The sequence below is a fragment of the Pseudomonas sp. TSO6 genome (genome assembly GCF_056098905.1).
The window spans coordinates 61,996-79,281 of record NZ_JBLZWV010000038.1 but is presented as its reverse complement, the minus strand read 5'-3'; the positions used below and the strand labels follow the sequence as shown (position 1 = coordinate 79,281).

Sequence of the window (17,286 nt, the reverse complement as noted above, 5' to 3'; positions counted from 1 at the left end):
AAGTATCAGAAGTCCGGGCAGGCAGGCCTGCCCGGCTCCGCAGCTAGATCACACAGCTTCTTTGGGCTTGCGCCAGTCGTCTGCACCTGCGGTACTTGCCGTGATGTGCTCCCACTCAATGCCGCGGTAGGCCATCGAGACTTTGAAGAACTGCGTGAAGTCGCTGTTGTCCTTGTCCTGCACGTGCGGCATTTCAAGGTCGATATCGATGATCACAGCGTCGATCAGCTTGGTCGTAAAGAAGCGTTCCTGGGTGCCTTCGACCGAGGTCCGATACCAGCTGAGCTCGACGTTGGGCAGCATTTCTCCGCTGGACAGCGCGCTGTAAAGCAGCGGTACCGCCTTGTTCAGGGCGCATGTGAAAATCAACGGCCCGTGTACCCGTTGGCCGGCCGGCTGCCCGCTTTGCGGATCTGTGGGCACAGTGATGCGGTGATTGACTTCCTGCACCAGGATCTGGTCTTCGTGACCTTCTACGAAGATGTTGCCGACTGAGTCGGAGGTGAAGGCGCCTTTGGTGATGTTGCCTTGGGTCTTGCCTTCGATGGCGATGTAAGCGGGTGTTGGCATGGCAGTTTCTCCTGCGTCCATGTGGATTGACACGCGCACAACAGTGGCGTGGCCATCGGTAACGATGGGCTTTTCAACAAGGCCGAAGCCTCATCAATTCGTTGAATTCTGTTGGCCTGTATAACCGCGACCTACTGCTGCAAGATGCCGTTGAGCGACTCCAGAACCTCTGTGGTAATCAGGTGCAGGCGATAGCTGTAGATGCCGTAAGCCACCGCCATGGCGATGGCCGAGATCACCAAAGGACTCCACCAGGGCCACTGCCGGTTCATGCGGAAATTGCGTGGGGCCACATTGGTGTAGGGGTCGCATACTTCTTCTGGCGTGGGGCCGCGCAGTTCGCGGATGATCCCGTGCAGTTGGTGAATCAGAGCGTTGAGTGTTTCTTCGCCTTTTGGCGCAAGCGCATACTTGCCTTTCAGCCCAAGGCACAGGGCGTAGTACATGAACTCCAGTACGTCCTGATAACGCTTGGGCTCCTGCATCAGGCGGGTAATCACGGTGAAGATTTTTTCCCCGCCCCAGGTTTCGTCGTGGAAGATGCTCAGCAGCGGCTCCTGGCTCCAACAACTGCTCTTGCCCCAGGGCCGCTCCATGACGGCCTCGTCTATGAACAGGCACAGGCCGTAGGAGTACGCCAGCAACTGAGCGGGCTCGTAACCGTGCTGGCGCATTTCCTCCTGAATGTTGTCGATCTGGTTACGGACTTGCTGGTGCACATCCTTGATGTTTGGCAGTTCGTCCAGCGTGCGCAGGCGTATGACCAAGCCGAACAACGGTGACGCGGCATCCAGCATCAGGTTGGCGAAGCCGCCCCGCAGCTGAAATTCCGGGTCGGCGGGGTAGCCTTCCGAGTCGGGCTCTGGTTCAGGGGTTGCCGTGGATGCTTGCGCATTGGTTACCGTGGCCTGGGCGCTGGATGCCGGCTTTTTAAGGGTTGGATCAAGCGGGCTGACTTCAGCGGTTTTGTCACCGATGGGCGTTTTGTTGTCTTCTCCCATTTCACTCACTCCTGATCGCCCAGAACTGCAGTTCAAGCCCTGGGAAATCGCCCGCAATATGGATGCCGAAGCCATTCGCCTTGGCCATGCATGCCCAGGCGGGGTCGCGCCGGTCCAGCTCGAAGTAACTGAAGCCCGCATGGAAGGGCAGGTCGCGTGGTGCCACCGGTAATGGCAAAAGAGGGATACCCGGCAGTTGCAGCGGCACCAGGTTGCTCAGTGACTCAAGCGAGGTGATCTTGGCTTTCTGGATGAACATCTGGCGCAACGCTTGCGGTGGCAGGTCGGCGCGCACGGCGAGTATGAAGTCGGCTTCGTCGATCAGCCGGCGGTCTTGCAGCGTGGTCGTCATCACGCCGAACTGTTCGCTTTCCAGCGGCAGTGAAACAGCGCGTGGCTGCAACACGGTGCTCAGGGACCGGCGCAGGGTGTCTTCCAGTGGCTTGAACGAGGCGCGCAGCGCAGTGTGGTGGTACGCGGGGTACTCTTGGGGCAGCCTGTTCTGGTCGGTGAAGGTGACGAATTCGCCGCAGGCCTGGCTCATGCAGAGGTACAGCTGCTCGGGGTGCGTGTGCGCTTGTCTGGCCAGATGCTGGAAGCACGGCCACCAACGGTTCATGGCCTGCAGCAGGTTGAAGTCGCGGATGTCGGCGATACCAGACTGGCCCGAGGCGCCTATACGCGTGGCAAGGCCGCGCGCCCGCTCGCGCAACGTGTTGGTGATTTCGTCAAGGAACCGTTGCAGTGCCGGCACCGCCCGCACCGACACGCTGGTGGGGTAGAACGCTTCGTCCAGTTGCACGCTGCCGTCGGGGCGTCGTTCCAGGATACGTGCCACGGCCAGGCGGGTGTAGGCGCTGCTGTCTTCGGTGGTGCGTCTGAGCTGCAGGTTGGGCACGGCAAGGTCTACCTGTACCAGGTCACCGTCAGCGGTGTGGGTATCCTTGATTTCCTGTGCCTGGGCGGTGTAGCGGAAGTTGGCGGCATTGTCGGGCCAGCTCACTTCGCGGCCGCCATTGGTGCGCAGCGGCAGGCACAGATACACCTCGCTGTCTTTGCTGGCGTCGTCGTCGATTTCCAGTGGCGGCGGTGGAGGCAGGTCGGCGGGAATATCGAACACCGTGCCGTCCGGCATGACGCCCCGCGCCCGGGTGATGGCGATCTTGCCAAGGCTCAAGTATTCGTCGTTCAGTTGAAGTTCGCTGAAGCCGTAGAAGGCTGCGTTGAGGCTGGCGAGGCGCTGGTTCAGGGCTGCTTCGCTTGCCCTGGCCGCCTGCTGGAAATGTTGTGGTTTGACGAACAGGCCTTCAGGCCAGAGAACGGGGTTACGTGAACTCATGGGCGCTCCGTGTCAGCGTGAGTAAGCAGGAAGGGCAAAGGGTGTCGAGGCGCCATCAGTCTTCTTCCTTGAGCACGATGTGCGTGTCGTTGACCAACACCGACAGCATGATCTGGCGGCCACGCGGCGGAATGCGCAGCACTTGCCGCCATGTGGCGTTTTCATGGCCTCGGTAGTCGCCAATCACCGCGACGAAGCGCGTTTCGGCGTGGATGGGCTCGAACGGGATGTACTTGAACTGGCCAGGGCGCAGCAGGTAGTCGTCACCACGGATGTAGGTACTGCGCAGTGCCTTGGCCGGGTCCTGGTCCAGCAGCTGGTACACGGTGTTGCGCAGCAGTGAGTCGTCGCGCAGTTGCAGGATCTTGATGGCGATAGGCGTGGCCACAGGCTCTGAGGTAACGGCTGTGGTGCGCGGCAAGGTCAGCACCACGGTAGGGTCGTCGTAGCTGCCGGGTGCGCTTTCTTCCAGGGGCGAGCGTGCCGGGTCGCTTTCGTCCTCGTCATGCATTTCGACGGGGGACATCGCAGGAAATTGCGCCTGCAGGTATTCGAACAAGGTCCCGATTTTTTCGGTCAGCGCATAGGGGTCCCCGGCACTCAGTGTCACTGCGTAGGGGTTGGGTTCCAGGGCAGGCTCCTGTTCGTCCGCTACGTCAAGGCTGTTCGGATTGCCGTTGAGGGTAGTGCTGGCATTGATGCTGAACGCGACCTGGGTCGCATGATCCTTGGGCGGCCCGATGGGCAACGAAGGGTCCATGACAACCTGGCTCGCTCTGCTCAAAGAGGTGCAGCCGGTGAGCCCGACCAACGCAAGCAGCAGCGGCGCGATCAGTAGTGGATGGCGCGTCATGGGTGTTCTCCTGCAATCAGGCGCTGCAGTGGGCATTCTCGGAATGCCCCGGCATCAGCCGCTGCGTCCAGCGCTGCCAGAGGGTCATTGCCCATGGCTGCCTTGAAGACCGAGCAGATCTCGACCGCTGGCTGAGGGGCAGAAGGCTTTGTCGGCCAAGGGGTGGCAGGCTCTTCGGCTATCAGGCGGTCGAGCACCCTTCGGTCCGGGTTGAACAGGTCCTCCAGCGAGCGTGTGCAGGCTTGATCCTGGGCGTAGTGAACCTGTAGCCGGTAGGCACCAATGCGAAGCTGGTCACCTTCAACAAGACGCCTGGGCGCAAGCGTTTCCAGGCTGGTGGAACTGTCATTCAGGTAAGTGCGGTGGCAGTGGTCGATCACGCAGAAGCTGCCTTCGAGCCAGCGGATTTCGCAGTGCAGGGGCGCAACGGTCTGAGCACGGTCGTTGATCCGCCAGCTTGCCCGTTCGCTGCCGATGGTGCCGCCCTTGCAATCGAACCTGTGCCGGGCAGTAACGTCGTGCTGCAGTTGGTCGAGGTTGGTGATGCTCAAGGTCACTGTGTTCATGAACGCCCCCGGAAGCGAACAACCGGGCTGACCTGGCCATGCCGATCATCGACGAAGCTGGTCCAGCCCAGGTAGGCGCCCTGGCTGCGGTGCAAGCAGAAGGGTGACAACGCGTTCTGTTTCAAACGCAACTCCAGGTCGTAGGCCAGACCGTCACGCAGCAGAAAGTCGATCAGTGCGCGCAAACGGCCGAAGTTGATACCGCTGGGCAACAAGTCCCGCAGCTGCGCTTGGTCGAGCTCGCTGATCACGATGGTGAACTTGCTGCTGCGGGTGCGCGTGCGGCTGCCGACCATGAACGTGCTGCCCAACTGACCGTTGGCACGCCCCAGGCTTACAAGCTGCCTGGACGTGGTGGTGACTGAGCGCGTCTCGAACTCGCGGATCTGCACATGCTTGAGGTCGAAGCAGTGCGCAATGATGCCGGCCACAGTGCCCGGCGCACGGCTGCGGCTGGCGATCACCCCGGCAAAACTGAGCAGGCGGCTCCAGGGCAGCGCCGTGTCCCCTCGCAACTGCGTGTCGTTAAGCCCCAGCAGGGCAAACACATACTGCGAAAACCCGTCACTGGCACCCGGCTGGAACCGGATGTAGTAGCGGTACTTGCGCCATATACGGTGCAACAGGCTGAGCAGGTAGTGGTTGAAAAAGTCGAAGAAGGCCGGGCGTACACCGATGCCCTGCGCATGTTCATAGGCCACCTGTTCCAGGTAGTAGGTGGGCAATGGCGAATCGGTGCCATGCAAGCCCAGAAACGTGGCAACGACGCGGTAGCGTTCTTGCTCAGCGGGCATCCTCTGGGCTTTGTATACGTCCGAAACCGGGAAGCTCAGCCGTGGGTCGCAGGCCAGGCGCACCCGCCCCCGGGTGGCTTCGTCTGGCCAACGGGGTTCGAGGTCATCGCCATGCAGCCCGTGCAGCCGCTCCAGCAACTGGAAGAAGTTGTACTGATGCGCCTCAGACAGCAGCTTGTCGGCTAGATCAGCGGTTGCTTGCCGGTCTGTATTGGCCATGTGTAGTGCTCGTTATTGGTGGTGTTGATCACTTCCAGCTGATGGAAGGAGTTGATGCTGGCGTACAGGGCGAAGAAGTGGGCGAGCACGCAGCTGAACAGGTACAAGTCGCCTTCGCAGAGGAAGGCGGTCTGGTCCAGTTTCAGACGGGTGTGCAGGCCGCGAATGGGCTGCCCCTTGATCAGCCAATCCATAGGCTGTGTATGAATGTCGCGCATGCCGGCCAGGCGTTTACGGGTGGTGCGGGCCTGCTGGATGTCGTGCAGGGCCATGAAGTCGTAGGCGCGGATCACGGCTTTCAGCGGCTCTACCGAGAGCAGAGACAGGTAGTTGAGCGACATGTTGGAGATCAATGCCCACTGCAGCTGGCCGTCCAGCACCGGCCGACAGGGGCGGGTGGGCTTACAGAGATTGGTGTAGGTGGCCAGCGGGGGCGTCAGTTCGGTCAGGACGTTGATGTCATCGATGCCCAGCGCCAGCGGCAGGTCCCGATTGGTGCAGGTCAGGTCGATGGACGCGGTTTCCAGTTCGCCTATGTAGCTGTTGGCATCGGCGCGGACGAAGGCGATTCGATGCGTGACGCCATCGCCGCGCAGAGACTCTTCCAGCTGGCAGCGGTAGTACAGCGCTGTGCGCCCCTGAACGTGCTCGATTTCATGGGCGAACGACTCGAAGGGGCGGAAGGTTCGCAGCTGCTCACCGGTGTTCCCGTCAGTCGTCGTTCGGGTGCTGATGACCTGGTCGACACTGAAGATTTCGTAGCCGTGCGGCTCTGTGCCCTTGGGCTTCAGTGGAACAAGGGCGTCCTGGCCGGACAGGTCGATGGGCTCGGCGCTGTGCTGGAACAGGTTGACCGCCGGTGCGCAGAACAGGTTGAAATCTGCTCTGCCGACACGCAGCGTGTCGGGTAGCTGGCGGGTGAAGTGAAATTCCAGGCCTACCTGCTGGCTGTCATGAGCTGGCCAGATTTTTTCCAGCCCGGTCACTCTGAAGAAATGGAAACGTTGGGGGAAGGCGAAGTATTCCTGCAGGATCCGGTAGCCATCAAAGACGTTCTGCGGGTAAGGCAGCAAGGCGTCGTCGGGGCTGAACCCCGGGAATGCGATGCTGTTTGCCGGCAGCCGGCGAACCTCGCCATTGATGGTCACGCTGACATGCTTGAGGTATTGAGAAACCCACAGGTAAAGCGTACGTGCGGTGAGGGTATCGCCACTGAGGTAAAAGTCGAGGCTGGTACAGCCCAGGCTGTTCAACGGCCGCTCGACCAGTGTTTGAAGGCCGATGCAGACCACAGAACTGTCGAGTGTCTGGGTGGCGCCCACCGTGTCGATCTCGAACGGATGAATGTTGACCGCTGTGCAGGTGCGAAACTCGCAGGCCACGCCGTCCACCCGTTTCGAGAACAGCCGCGACCCTTTTGGGATGCGCTGTGACTGGCTGAGGGATTGCCTGATCGGGCTGAACTGGATGATTGTCGCGCTGGGCAGGGGCCGCAAATAGTTCGGCCACAACAGCTGCAGCATGGGATGGGTCAGCTCTGGCAAGTCGTCTTCCAGCTTCAGCCGTAGCTTGGCGGTGAGGAACGCAAAGGCTTCCATCAGGCGTTCGACATCGGGGTCGCTGGCACCTTTGCCAAGCAACCGGGCAAGTTGTGGGTTGTCTTTGGCGAAGTCGTTGCCGAGTTCGTGCAGGTACCGCAGTTCTTCGCTGAAACTGTCTTTCAGTGACATCGGTCACCTCACTCGGGTGGAGCGGTTGTGCCCGTTGACCATCAGCTCGAGCTGCAGCTGCTCTGCGTGGTTGTTGACCTGGACCAGGCAATCCAGCCTGAAATGCAGCTCTAGCGGGGTATGAGCATCGGGCACTGCTTTGAGCGTGCGTATCTGTATGCGTGGCTCGAACCGCTGTAGGATGCGGCGGATATCCGCGCTCACCTGTACAAGCAGGTCGCCGTTGTTAACGTCATGCCCGTTGAAGTCGCGCAGGCCCAGCTCAGGGCTGCTCTGGGAGCACCCCAGGCGGGCATTCAGCAGCGTTTCGAGGTGGCACTTGATGGCGGCGAACTTGTGGGAAGCGCTCTCCCGTCGGGAAGGCTCCCGACTGGTAGCCTGATCCCGCATCAAACGATCAAAAAGACCACTCATTGCGTATCGAGCCGGCCGACCAGGGAGATTTCGAAATTCGCGCCCATGTACTTGAAGTGCGGGCGCACGGCGAGCGAAACCTGGTACCAGCCCGGGTCACCGGCAACATCCGAGACCTCGATTCTGGCGGCTCGCAGTGGCCGGCGGCTGCGAACGTCGGCAGAAGGATTCTCCTGGTCGGCGACGTACTGCTTGATCCATTTGTTCAACTCGGACTCAAGGTCACGGCGCTCCTTCCAGCTTCCGATCTGCTCGCGCTGTAACACCTTGATGTAGTGAGCCAGCCGGTTGACGATGAACAGGTAGGGCAACTGGGTACCCAGCTTGTAGTTGGTCTGAGCCGCCAGCCCCTCGGGGGTTTTCGGGAAGTTCTTGGGCTTTTGCACCGAGTTGGCCGAGAAGAACGCGGCGTTGTCGCTGTCTTTGCGCATGGTCAGGGCGATGAAGCCCTCTTCGGCCAGTTCGAATTCCTTGCGGTCGGATATCAGCACCTCAGTAGGAATCTTGGCCTGCAACTGGCCGAGGGATTCATACAGGTGAACCGGTAAGTCTTCGACGGCGCCGCCCGATTGTGGGCCGATGATGTTCGGGCACCAGCGGTAGCGGGCGAAGCTGTCATTGATGCAGCTGGCCAACAGAAACGCAGAATTGCCCCACAGGTAGTTGTCGTGCTGCCCGGCGATGTCCTCGTCGTAGTTGAAGCTCTGGATCGGTTGTTCCTGCGGGTGGTAAGCGGAACGAAGCATGAAGCGAGGCCCGGCCAAGGCGACGTGGCGGGCGTCTTCGCTTTCACGAAATGCACGCCACTTGGCATGCCGTGGGCCGGCGAAGAGGTCTTTTATTTCCTTGAGGTTGGGCAGCTCCTCGAAACAGCTCAAGTTGAAGAACTCGGGGGCAGGTGCGGCAAGAAATGGAGCATGGGACATGGCGCCAACGGAGGCCATGTAACTCAGCAGCTTGATATCAGGGGAAGAGGGGCCGAAGTTGTAGTTGCCAACCATGGCCGCAACCGGCTCTCCCCCGAATTGGCCGTAACCTGCGGTGTAAACATGTTTGTAGATACCGCTGCAGGTAATGTCCGCAGCATTTTCGAAGTCGTCCAGCAGGTCCTCTTTACTGGCATGCAAGATTTCGAGCTTGATGTTTTCCCTGAAGTCCGTGCGGTCGACCAGAAGTTTCAGGCTGCGCCATGATGACTCGAGCTGCTGGAACTCAGGCTGATGCAGAATGGCATCCATCTGTTTGCCGAGTACCCGGTCGATTTCGGCAATCATCTGGTCGGCCCGGTGCTTGTTGATCAGTTGATCCGGGTCATTGCTTTTGAGGATTTCGGCAATGAACGCAGATACGCCCTGCCTGGCAATCTGGTAGCCCTCTTGAGCAGGTACCAATTTGGTTTCTGCCATGATCTGGTCCAGCAAGGAGGCACTGCCCAACGTGTCGGTCGTTGCGTCTGTGGTGATGGTGGTGTTGCTTGGCTTAGGCATGGGGACGCTCCGTTGTCTCAGTCTTCGTCGGGTGCTTCAAGCACCAGGTCCAGTTCTTGGGCGAGTTGTTTACGGGCCTGCTCGTTGTTGAGCAGGTGCTGCAGTTGCTTGCGGAAGGCAGGGACGTTGCCCAGCGGGCCTTTCAGGGCGACCAGCGCTTCACGCAGCTCCAGCAGCTTGTTCAGCTCAGGCACCTGGCGCGCGATCCGGTCCGGTCCGAAGTCGTTGATGGACCTGAACTGCAGGTGGACCGCCAGCTCGGCATCCGGGGCGGTGCTGAGCCTGGAGGGCACAGACACGTCCAGGCTCACGTCGGCGTCGTTCAACACGCTGTTGAAAGTGTGTTTATCAATGCGCACGACCTGGCGGTCCTCAAGCGCACGGCTGTCATCCAGGCCGAAGTCGCCCAGAACCAGCATCTTGTGGGGCAGCTCCACCTCAGCCTGCTCATTGCTCGTCGCGGGGACATACTTGATATTGACGCGTTCTTTAGGTGCGACGGATCCCGTGCTTTTAGACATCAGTACGTAACTCCCTGTTGAGTTGTAGGAGATTTAGAAGCAAGTTGTGTTTAATGTTGTTGTGATCTTGTAGGAAGTTTCCTGCATATGTTTAATTGGTCGGGCTGGCTGCCCGTTTTCTATAAAAACCATGCATGGAAAAGTGTCCGGTGGTCGAGCGCGAAGATGTAAGTAAATATTTGTTTGTGTACATTTGGAACTCTGTACTAGGCTTCCGCTGGATTTGTTCGAGTTGGCTGCATGCGCATATGTGCATTGGCATTTATTTGTAGGAAAGTTCGCGCCGTCATATAGGCCGTTTGTACTATTTCAGAGAGTAAGTTCAGGATGATTAACCGCTGTGCATATGGCGCTGGTCTCTCGTTGCTGTTTTGTCTGCAATCGGGGCTGGCGGGCCCCACGCGGGACTGTCCCCGGATTGTGTCCAACGTCGAACGACTTGCCTGTTTCGATCAGGCTGCGGGCACGCCGGCGTACACACCAAAACGACAGTGGTCAGCACCGGAGCAGCAGGCCCCCAGTGTGTTGCGCGTGATGGCAAATGAAGCTGCACGGGCACCGGATGACCTGACGTTTCGCATCGGCAGCCAGACGCAGGACAGTCCAGGCGCACCAGCGCTCGTGATTTCGGCACCCGCCATTGCATCGGGTGATGAACGTACCTACATGGCGATCAGTTGCATCCAGGCCATCTCCCGGCTACAGCTGATTGCCAGGCGCCCGATCGATGCAAGTTGGGTCAAGGTACGGCTGACCGGGGAGGGCTGGTCTACCCGTGAGACGTCCTGGCAGGTGATGGAGAACGGGCAGGTACTCGATGCGGGGCGGGGCCTGCCAGCCATCGAGCAGATCAGGAAGCTGATCGGTGCCCAGCGTATCGAGGTTGTGAGTGAGCACGGCGAGGTCGACGGGCTGACCTTCGATGCTCAAGGCCTGGATCCGCTGATCAGCCAGGCGCGAAGCACATGCCGGTGGTAGCGCAGGTATCCGCGGCCGAAGTCGCTCGGCTGCTCGCACCGATTGATCCAGCAGTGCCTGCCGGGCTGTTCGATGTCGAGGACGAAACCTACCAGGCCATTGACCAGGAAATGGTCAAGCTGGGTGGGCTGCAGCACGCCTCGATCGACTGGGTCTACATCGAAGAAGCGTCCCGTCAGTACCTGAGCCAGCAATGCAAGCATTTGCGAATTGTTGCGCACCTGAGTGCCGCATGGCTGCGTAGCGGCTGCTGGGAGCGTTGGGGATTCAGCCTGGCGCTGTTGGCCGGCATGATCGAGTGCTACTGGGAACCTGCTCACCCCAAGCCGGGGCCGAAAGGCTTTCTGGGCAAGCGCAAGCTGGTTGGCCTGGTGGTCAGCCGCTTGGTCGAGGCGCTACCGCGTCTTGACCGTTTCACCTTTAGTCCTACTCATGCAGCGGCGGCGCAGGCGGCGTTTAACCACCTGCAGCAACAGGGCGCGGCACAGCTGGAGGCAGCTGTTCTCGACGAATTGGGGCGCCTGCTGCGAAAGCACATAGAGCTCGCCAACGGTGTCGGCGAGGGTGCGATACCCAAGGCACCAGCGGCGAGCGTGAAACCTGCGCCGCTGGCCGACGTCATCGCCACACCCGCGTCACACCTGTCGATGGGCAATGAGCGTGAGACACGGCGGGCTGTGCTCGCCATGGCCGAGCTCATCAACCAGCAGGACCCTTATGACGCCACTGGCTACCAGTTACGGCGTTTTGGGTTGTGGGCGCACATTCAGGCTGCTCCCCCGGCCAGGCAGGGCAACCGTACGGAATTGATGGCGGTTCCGCTGGATATCACGCGGGTCTATGAAGAGGCCATTGCCAGTTCGTCATTTGACCCTGCGCTGCTTCAGCGTATTGAAAAAAGCGTGACGGCTTGCCCCTACTGGATTCGTGGCAGCTTTCTGGCTGCGACCGTTGCCGCACGGCTGGCGATGGGCGAGGTGGCTGAAGCCATCCGTTGTGCGACTGCCCGGTTCGTACAGCGAATGCCGGCGCTGCAGCAGTTGTGCTTCAGTGACGGCACGGTGTTTGTCGACGACCAATGCCTGGCCTGGCTCAAAGGCACGCAAGGGCCCTCCGAGCAAAGTTCAACCTCCCACGAGTTTGGCGGCCTGCGCGAGGAGCTGGTCAGCCAGTTGGAAACCACTGGTGTAGAGCCGGTTCTCCTCAGGCTGCAAGGGCTGCAAGCGGGCTTTCGTGCTCCCCGTGAGCGCTGCCACGCCACCGTGATCGCTGCCGACCTGCTGGCCGCACGGGGGGTGTCGTGGCTGGCCCAGGACCTGTGCGCCAGCGTTGCCCAAACGATGCAGCAAACCACCGCCAGTGCGTGGGAGCCAGAAGTGTTCCAGCGGCTTCAGCAGTACGCGACATCCCCAGCGCTGGCAGTTCAAGACAAGGATCAGGAGCCTCGATGAATCAAATATGGACGCAACTCAAACGTTGGGGCTTGCCGTGGGTAACGCGCATTGGCCTGGCGCTGCCGCTGCTGCTTGGGCTTGGCGCCTTGCTGTTGCTGGTCGCTATCTGGTGGCTTGGCCCGCAATGGATGTGGCGTGAGCAACAGCCGCTGGCAAGTGTGGCTCATCGCAGCGTGGCAAGCCTGGTAGTCGTGCTGGTGCCGCTTTTGTGCTGGCTTGTGGTGGTGCGCCGGCGCTTACGCCGCCTGCAAGCAGAACGCCGGCAGGCACGCGCCGTCGAACTGGATGGCACGCTACCGTTCATGCAGGCGCAAGAGAAGGCGTTGAGCCAAGGGCTTGAGCGATACCTCGACAATGCCGGTGGGCGACGCGCCCTGTACCGGCTGCCCTGGTACCTGGTGTTGGGCGATGAAAAATCCGGTAAAACCAGCTTCATCGACCGCACCGATCAGCGCTTTACCCTGACGCGAATCGACCAGGCCCAGGCACGGGGTCGACAGGTTGAAGCACCGGCTTACCCGGTCGGTTGGTGGGTCAGCGACGATGCCGTGATCATTGACCCGCCCGGTATCTTCATCAGTCAAAAGCCCCCGGCTGGCTCGGCCGCCAACGACCCCTCCGAGTCTGGACCCTGCGCGGCGCTCGGTACCGAGGCCCGGTTGTGGGAGCACTTGTTGAGCTGGCTGGTGCGTAATCGAAGCCAGCGGGCGCTTAATGGTGTGTTGCTGGTCGTCGAGTTGCCGGCGCTGTTGCATGGCAAGCCCGACCAACGCGTCGCGCTGGCCCATGGGTTGCGCACACGCCTGTACGAAGTCAGCACCCAGCTGGGGTCGCGCCTGCCACTGTACGTGGTACTGACCAAATTCGATCTGCTGGACGGCTTCGACCAGTTCTACGGCAAGCTTCCCGCCGCCAAGCGTGAAAGCCTGTTGGGGTTCACGTTCAAGCTGGATGCAGTTGAGTCGTTCGATGCCTGGCTGGATGAGTATGACGAGCACTACGGGCAGCTTCTCGCCACATTGAACGAGCAGGTCATCGATCGCCTGGACGTACTGGGCAAAACAGCGCCGTGCGGGCGCCTGTTCTCACTGCAAGCCCAACTGATCGGGTTGCGACCCATACTGCTGGCATTTCTGCGCGAAGCCTTGGCAAGTGACCGGTTCACCACGCCACCGTTGGTACGTGGTGTATATTGGTCGTCAGTGGTGCAGCACGGCGACATGAGCAATGCATTTGTCCGTGAAGCGGCACAACCCTACAAGACGAAACTTCCCCTGCGTGAGGGCAAGGCGCAGGGCAAGGCGTTGGTCTATTTCATCCAGCAAGTATTCAGGCGGGTTATCTATCAGGAGGCCGGCCTGGCAGGCGACAACGTCCGGGTAGCGCGCAGCAAGCGCCAATTGCTGTGGATTGGTTCGGGCGTAGGCCTCCTGGCGTTCAGTATCGCCATCGCCAGCTGGCAGCGCTACTTCGATATCAATAGCTCCAAGGCTGCCGGTGTGTTCGCCAAAAGCCAGGAGTACAGCCGTCACGAAGTCGATCTGCGGCTTGATCCGACCGGGCGCAACCTGCTGGAGCCACTGGACCAGATCCGCGATGCGGTGGCGGTGTTTGGCGACTATCGCGCGGCGTGGCTGGGTGTTGCCGATTTTGGTCTGTATCAAGGGCGCAACATTGGCCCCCTGGTTGATGAGGCGTACCTGAGCTTGTTGTCCAGGCGTTTCTTGCCGGCGTTGGCCAGTGGTGTGATCGATGCCATGAACGCAGCGCCTTCTGGCAGCGAGCAGCAAATGGCCGCGCTCAGGGTTTACCGGATGATCGAGGATCGCGACAGCCGCCGGCCCGAATGGGTCGAGGACTGGATGGCCCGTCATTGGCAACGGGCATTTCCTGGGCAAGGGCAACTGCAGCGTGACCTCATGCAGCATTTGAAGTACGCCTTGGCCTATGCAGACACGGATTTGCCGCAGTACCGTCAGCGTGTCAGCGAAGTGCAGCAGGCGTTGCGCAAATTGCCGTTGCCACAGCGGGTCTATGCAGGGCTGAAGCAACAGGCGCAAGAGCAGTTGCGCAGCGGTCTGGACCTGCGCCACCAGGTAGGGCCTGCGTTCGATGTGGTGTACCAGCCGTCTTCCGGGGCCAGTCAAGGGGAGGAGGAGGTACTGCTGGCCGCCATGCTTACCGCCAAAGGCTTCAGGGAATACTTCGAGCCGCGCAGCCAGCGGTTCGCTGAAATGGCGATGGTCGATCAGTGGGCCTTGGGCGAGCGCAGCCAACTCGACTATTCGGACGTCGACCGCAATGCGTTGACCGAACGGCTGCATAACCTCTACAGCGCCGATTACATTGACAGCTGGCGACGCGCCTTGAATGCATTCACCGTCGCCGACTTCCGTGATCTGGACCATGGTGTCACGGTCCTGCAGCAGTTGACCGGCCCAGCAGCACCTTTGCAGCGCCTGCTGGATACGGTCAGGGATAACACCTCACTCGCTTCACCGGCTGGTGTTGAAATAACGGGTGAACTGAATACGCTGCGCTCAGCAACGGGCAAACCCGAGCAACAGCAAGCGTTGGCCATCCAGCGGGCATTTGCAGGCTTGGGCGCGATGCTGCGGGCGACAGGAGAAAAGCCGAGCTACTACGATGAAACCCTTGGCGCTGTTGCTGCCGTGCTGGACTACGCCAAGGCCGTACAGGACAGCCCGGACCGCGGCAAGGCCGCACTGCAAGCTGTGCATCAGCGCTTTGCGATGACGGGGCATGACCCGATAGGCACCCTTCAACGTATTGCCACAGGCTTGCCGGAGCCCATCAACCAACAGGTCCGAAAGCTCGCCGACCAGACCGCCCAGGTGCTGAACGTTGAAGCACTGCGCGAACTGGAGCGGCGTTGGGATGCTGAAGTGTACGGTTTCTTCCAGCAACGTCTGGCAGGCCGCTACCCCTTTATGGTGAAGGCACCCGATGGTTCACTGGATGACTTCGAGGCGTTCTTCGGGCCGAAAGGGAGGCTGCAGCAATTTCATGATCAGTACCTGAAGGTCTTCCTGAAGGACAACCTTGAAGCCCTGCAGGCCGGCCAGCAAGGGCGCTCGTTGATTCGCAGCGACGTGATCGAGCAACTCGAGCTGGCAGATCGCATCCGCGAAACCTTCTTCGATCAGCGCGGCAACCTGAGCGTGCAGTTCAGCATCGAGCCGTTGGGGCTCAGCGCTAACCAGCGCACCAGTCTGCTGGACCTCGATGGTCAGCTGATTTCCTACACTCATGGGCCGAGCCAGATCACCGGGATCGTCTGGCCCAATACCTTGGGGCAGCAGGTGCGCAGCAACCTTACCTTGCTGAGGCAGAACGGTAACAGCAGCAGCCTGGAGTACCGCGGGCCATGGTCGATGTTCCGCTTGCTCAGCCGCGGCTCACTCAATGGGCGGACGCCAACCAGCGTAGATCTGAGCTTCCGGACCGGTGATGGCGTGATGCGCTATCGACTGAATGCTGAAAAAGCCTTCAATCCCATCACCCAGCAACCGTTCAAAAGCTTCCGGTTGCCGCGAGGGTTGTTGCAACAGCCGCCCAAGGTGGCTCAGGTAGAGCAGGCGCATGGGCAGCCTTTATGAAAATCAGCCCTTGCGGTGTTCACTGTGAACGCAGGCCACTTAACGCTCTACCGGCCAGATACCCAAAGGTCATCCCCGGGCCAAGGGTAATACCACCACTCGGGTAATACCCGCCCATCACGCTGTGCATGTCGTTACCCACCGCAAACAGCCCGGGTATCGGCTGCCCCGCGTGGTCCAGCACCCGGGCCGAGGCGTCGGTGCCCAGGCCAGCGAAGGTGCCAAGGCTGCCTGGCAGCAGTTTAACCGCATAAAACGGCCCCTCCAGCAACGGCCGAAGCGACGGGTTGGGTGCCTGCTGCGGTTCACCCTGGGCCCTGTTGTAGGCCGATGCGCCGCGCTGGAAGGTCGGGTCTTCACCCTGTGCCGCAGAGTGGTTGAAACCGTCCACCGTGCGCTGTAACTGCGCGGCATCGATCCCGCAGCGCTTCGCCAACTGTGCCAGCGTAGCGCCGCTGTGCAGGTAGCCGCAGCGTTGATAAAAGCGGGTGGGGAAGGGAAACGGCTTGGCCCAGCCGATGCCGTAGCGGCGTTGCGCGGGGTGGTCGCAGATCAGCCAGGCCTCAGGTGGCTCGCCTTGCGGCGTGGCAGCGAACAGTGCGTTCATGAAGTCATGGTAGCAATCGGCTTCGTTGACGAAGCGTCGGCCATCGCGGCGCACGGCGATGAAGCCGGGTTTGGCGCGGTCGATCAGGTGTGGGAAATGGCCGAAGGTACCATTACTGCGGGGTACCCGCGAAACCGGTGCCCAGGCCCCGGATTGCGCCAGCTTGGTACTTACCAGACCACCGGCCTGTTCACCCAGGCGCAGGCCGTCGCCGCTATTTTCGTTGGGCGCTGCAGAGTAATGCCGGGTGCCATCCGGCGCATGCGCCATCAATTGAGCGATGCGCTCGCGGTCGTGCGGGAAGCCGCCACAGGCCAGCACCACCCCCCGGCGTGCGTGGATCGCCTGGCCATCGGCAAACAGCGCGCCGCTGACCCGGTCTTCCCCCAACAGGCGGCTGGCCGGCTTGTCGGTCAGCAGCGTCACACCCAGGTCCAGCGCGCTGCGCAGCAGGCGTGCCACCAGTGCGTTGCCATTGACCAGTTGCTGGCCGCGTCGGTGTAGCAGCAGGTCGCGCCCGTGGCGCAGCAGGCGCTTACCTACATGCAATGCTGCCTTGGGCGAGCGCGTGGCATTGAAAAAGGCGGCCATGTCGGCGCCGCCGGCAATGCCCATGCCGGCCAGGCTGACGATGTCCAGCGGCGGGCGTAGTTTGTGCAGCCAAGGCCCGAGCAGGCGGCCGTCGTAGGGCAGTGCGCACAGCGAACGGCCGCCGTTTGCGCTGCCGTCACCTTCGCGCATGTCGGGCATGCGGCTACCGGATTGAAACTTTACGGCGGTGTGCTGCTGGAAAAACGCCACCATTTCCGGGCCGTGGCGCAGGAATGCACGCTGGCGTGGGTCCAGCTCGTGCGTATGGGTTTGCGCACGCAGGTAGCGTTCTGGGGCATCGTCGTTTTCGACGATGCCTTCGGCAACGGCCAGCGGGTTGCGCGGTACCCATAGCCAGCCCCCCGACCAGGCGCTGGTGCCGCCCAGCTGGCTGGCTTTTTCAGCAACGATCACGTGCAGGCCGTGATGCGCGGCGGTAACGGCGGCCGCCAGGCCAGAGGCACCGGAACCGATGACGAGTACGTCGCATTCGAGGGGTTGCATGCAAGGGTTCCGCTCAGGCGTTGGTAGGAGATGGCTTA

General features: G+C 61.0%; 14 protein-coding genes. 3 read left to right on the top strand and 11 right to left on the bottom strand.

The window, feature by feature from the left end; genetic code table 11:
* Positions 1–48: 48 nt before the first annotated feature.
* The 10 genes from ACN6NG_RS18065 to tssB all read right to left on the bottom strand — a co-directional run bounded on the left by ACN6NG_RS18065 (position 49) and on the right by tssB (position 9,494).
* A complete protein-coding gene (locus ACN6NG_RS18065; protein WP_063425701.1) occupies positions 49–570 on the bottom strand; it encodes an Hcp family type VI secretion system effector in 522 nt (173 codons plus the stop codon).
* A 131-nt stretch (positions 571–701) separates the two neighbouring features.
* Complete coding sequence (icmH, locus tag ACN6NG_RS18060) at positions 702–1,571, bottom strand: type IVB secretion system protein IcmH/DotU (RefSeq protein ID WP_063425703.1); 870 nt, start codon at positions 1,569–1,571, stop codon at positions 702–704.
* A gap of 1 nt (position 1,572) precedes the next feature.
* Complete coding sequence (gene tssK, locus ACN6NG_RS18055) at positions 1,573–2,910, bottom strand: type VI secretion system baseplate subunit TssK (protein WP_474315310.1); 1,338 nt, start codon at positions 2,908–2,910, stop codon at positions 1,573–1,575.
* Positions 2,911–2,965: 55 nt separating this feature from the next.
* Entirely contained in the window at positions 2,966–3,763 is a 798-nt protein-coding gene (tssJ, locus tag ACN6NG_RS18050; RefSeq protein WP_063425707.1) for a type VI secretion system lipoprotein TssJ, read from the bottom strand.
* Positions 3,760–4,329, bottom strand: a complete 570-nt coding sequence (locus ACN6NG_RS18045; RefSeq protein ID WP_063425709.1) for an FHA domain-containing protein — start codon at positions 4,327–4,329, stop codon at positions 3,760–3,762. The genes tssJ and ACN6NG_RS18045 overlap by 4 nt, the downstream gene beginning before the upstream one ends.
* Complete coding sequence (gene tssG, locus ACN6NG_RS18040; protein WP_063425711.1) at positions 4,326–5,342, bottom strand: type VI secretion system baseplate subunit TssG; 1,017 nt, start codon at positions 5,340–5,342, stop codon at positions 4,326–4,328. Before tssG ends, ACN6NG_RS18045 begins: the two co-directional genes overlap by 4 nt.
* The gene (tssF, locus tag ACN6NG_RS18035; RefSeq protein ID WP_063425713.1) at positions 5,306–7,072 is read right to left on the bottom strand and encodes a type VI secretion system baseplate subunit TssF; all 1,767 of its coding nucleotides are present in this window, start codon (positions 7,070–7,072) and stop codon (positions 5,306–5,308) included. The genes tssG and tssF overlap by 37 nt, the downstream gene beginning before the upstream one ends.
* Before the next feature lie 3 nt (positions 7,073–7,075).
* Positions 7,076–7,486 carry a type VI secretion system baseplate subunit TssE gene (tssE, locus tag ACN6NG_RS18030; protein WP_063425715.1) on the bottom strand — a complete coding sequence of 137 codons (411 nt, stop codon included), beginning with the start codon at positions 7,484–7,486 and terminating at the stop codon, positions 7,076–7,078.
* Positions 7,483–8,973, bottom strand: a complete 1,491-nt coding sequence (gene tssC / locus ACN6NG_RS18025; RefSeq protein WP_063425717.1) for a type VI secretion system contractile sheath large subunit — start codon at positions 8,971–8,973, stop codon at positions 7,483–7,485. Before tssC ends, tssE begins: the two co-directional genes overlap by 4 nt.
* A gap of 17 nt (positions 8,974–8,990) precedes the next feature.
* Positions 8,991–9,494, bottom strand: coding sequence for a type VI secretion system contractile sheath small subunit (gene tssB, locus ACN6NG_RS18020; RefSeq protein WP_049275563.1), 504 nt, complete (start codon positions 9,492–9,494; stop codon positions 8,991–8,993).
* A 420-nt stretch (positions 9,495–9,914) separates the two neighbouring features.
* Between tssB and vasI the strand changes: the two genes are divergently transcribed.
* From vasI to tssM, 3 genes are read left to right on the top strand one after another with little or no spacing between them, the layout of a single operon-like run.
* Positions 9,915–10,472, top strand: coding sequence for a type VI secretion system-associated protein VasI (vasI, locus tag ACN6NG_RS18015; RefSeq protein ID WP_232876824.1), 558 nt, complete (start codon positions 9,915–9,917; stop codon positions 10,470–10,472).
* Positions 10,460–11,923 (top strand): type VI secretion system protein TssA, encoded by a 1,464-nt coding sequence (tssA, locus tag ACN6NG_RS18010; RefSeq protein ID WP_063425719.1) that lies wholly within the window; start codon positions 10,460–10,462, stop codon positions 11,921–11,923. Before vasI ends, tssA begins: the two co-directional genes overlap by 13 nt.
* Positions 11,920–15,546: a type VI secretion system membrane subunit TssM gene (tssM, locus tag ACN6NG_RS18005; protein ID WP_474315307.1), complete on the top strand. Its 3,627-nt coding sequence runs from the start codon at positions 11,920–11,922 to the stop codon at positions 15,544–15,546. Before tssA ends, tssM begins: the two co-directional genes overlap by 4 nt.
* A gap of 19 nt (positions 15,547–15,565) precedes the next feature.
* Here tssM and ACN6NG_RS18000 read toward each other — a convergent pair whose 3' ends face one another.
* Positions 15,566–17,248, bottom strand: a complete 1,683-nt coding sequence (locus ACN6NG_RS18000; RefSeq protein ID WP_063425723.1) for an FAD-dependent oxidoreductase — start codon at positions 17,246–17,248, stop codon at positions 15,566–15,568.
* Positions 17,249–17,286 lie beyond the last annotated feature (38 nt).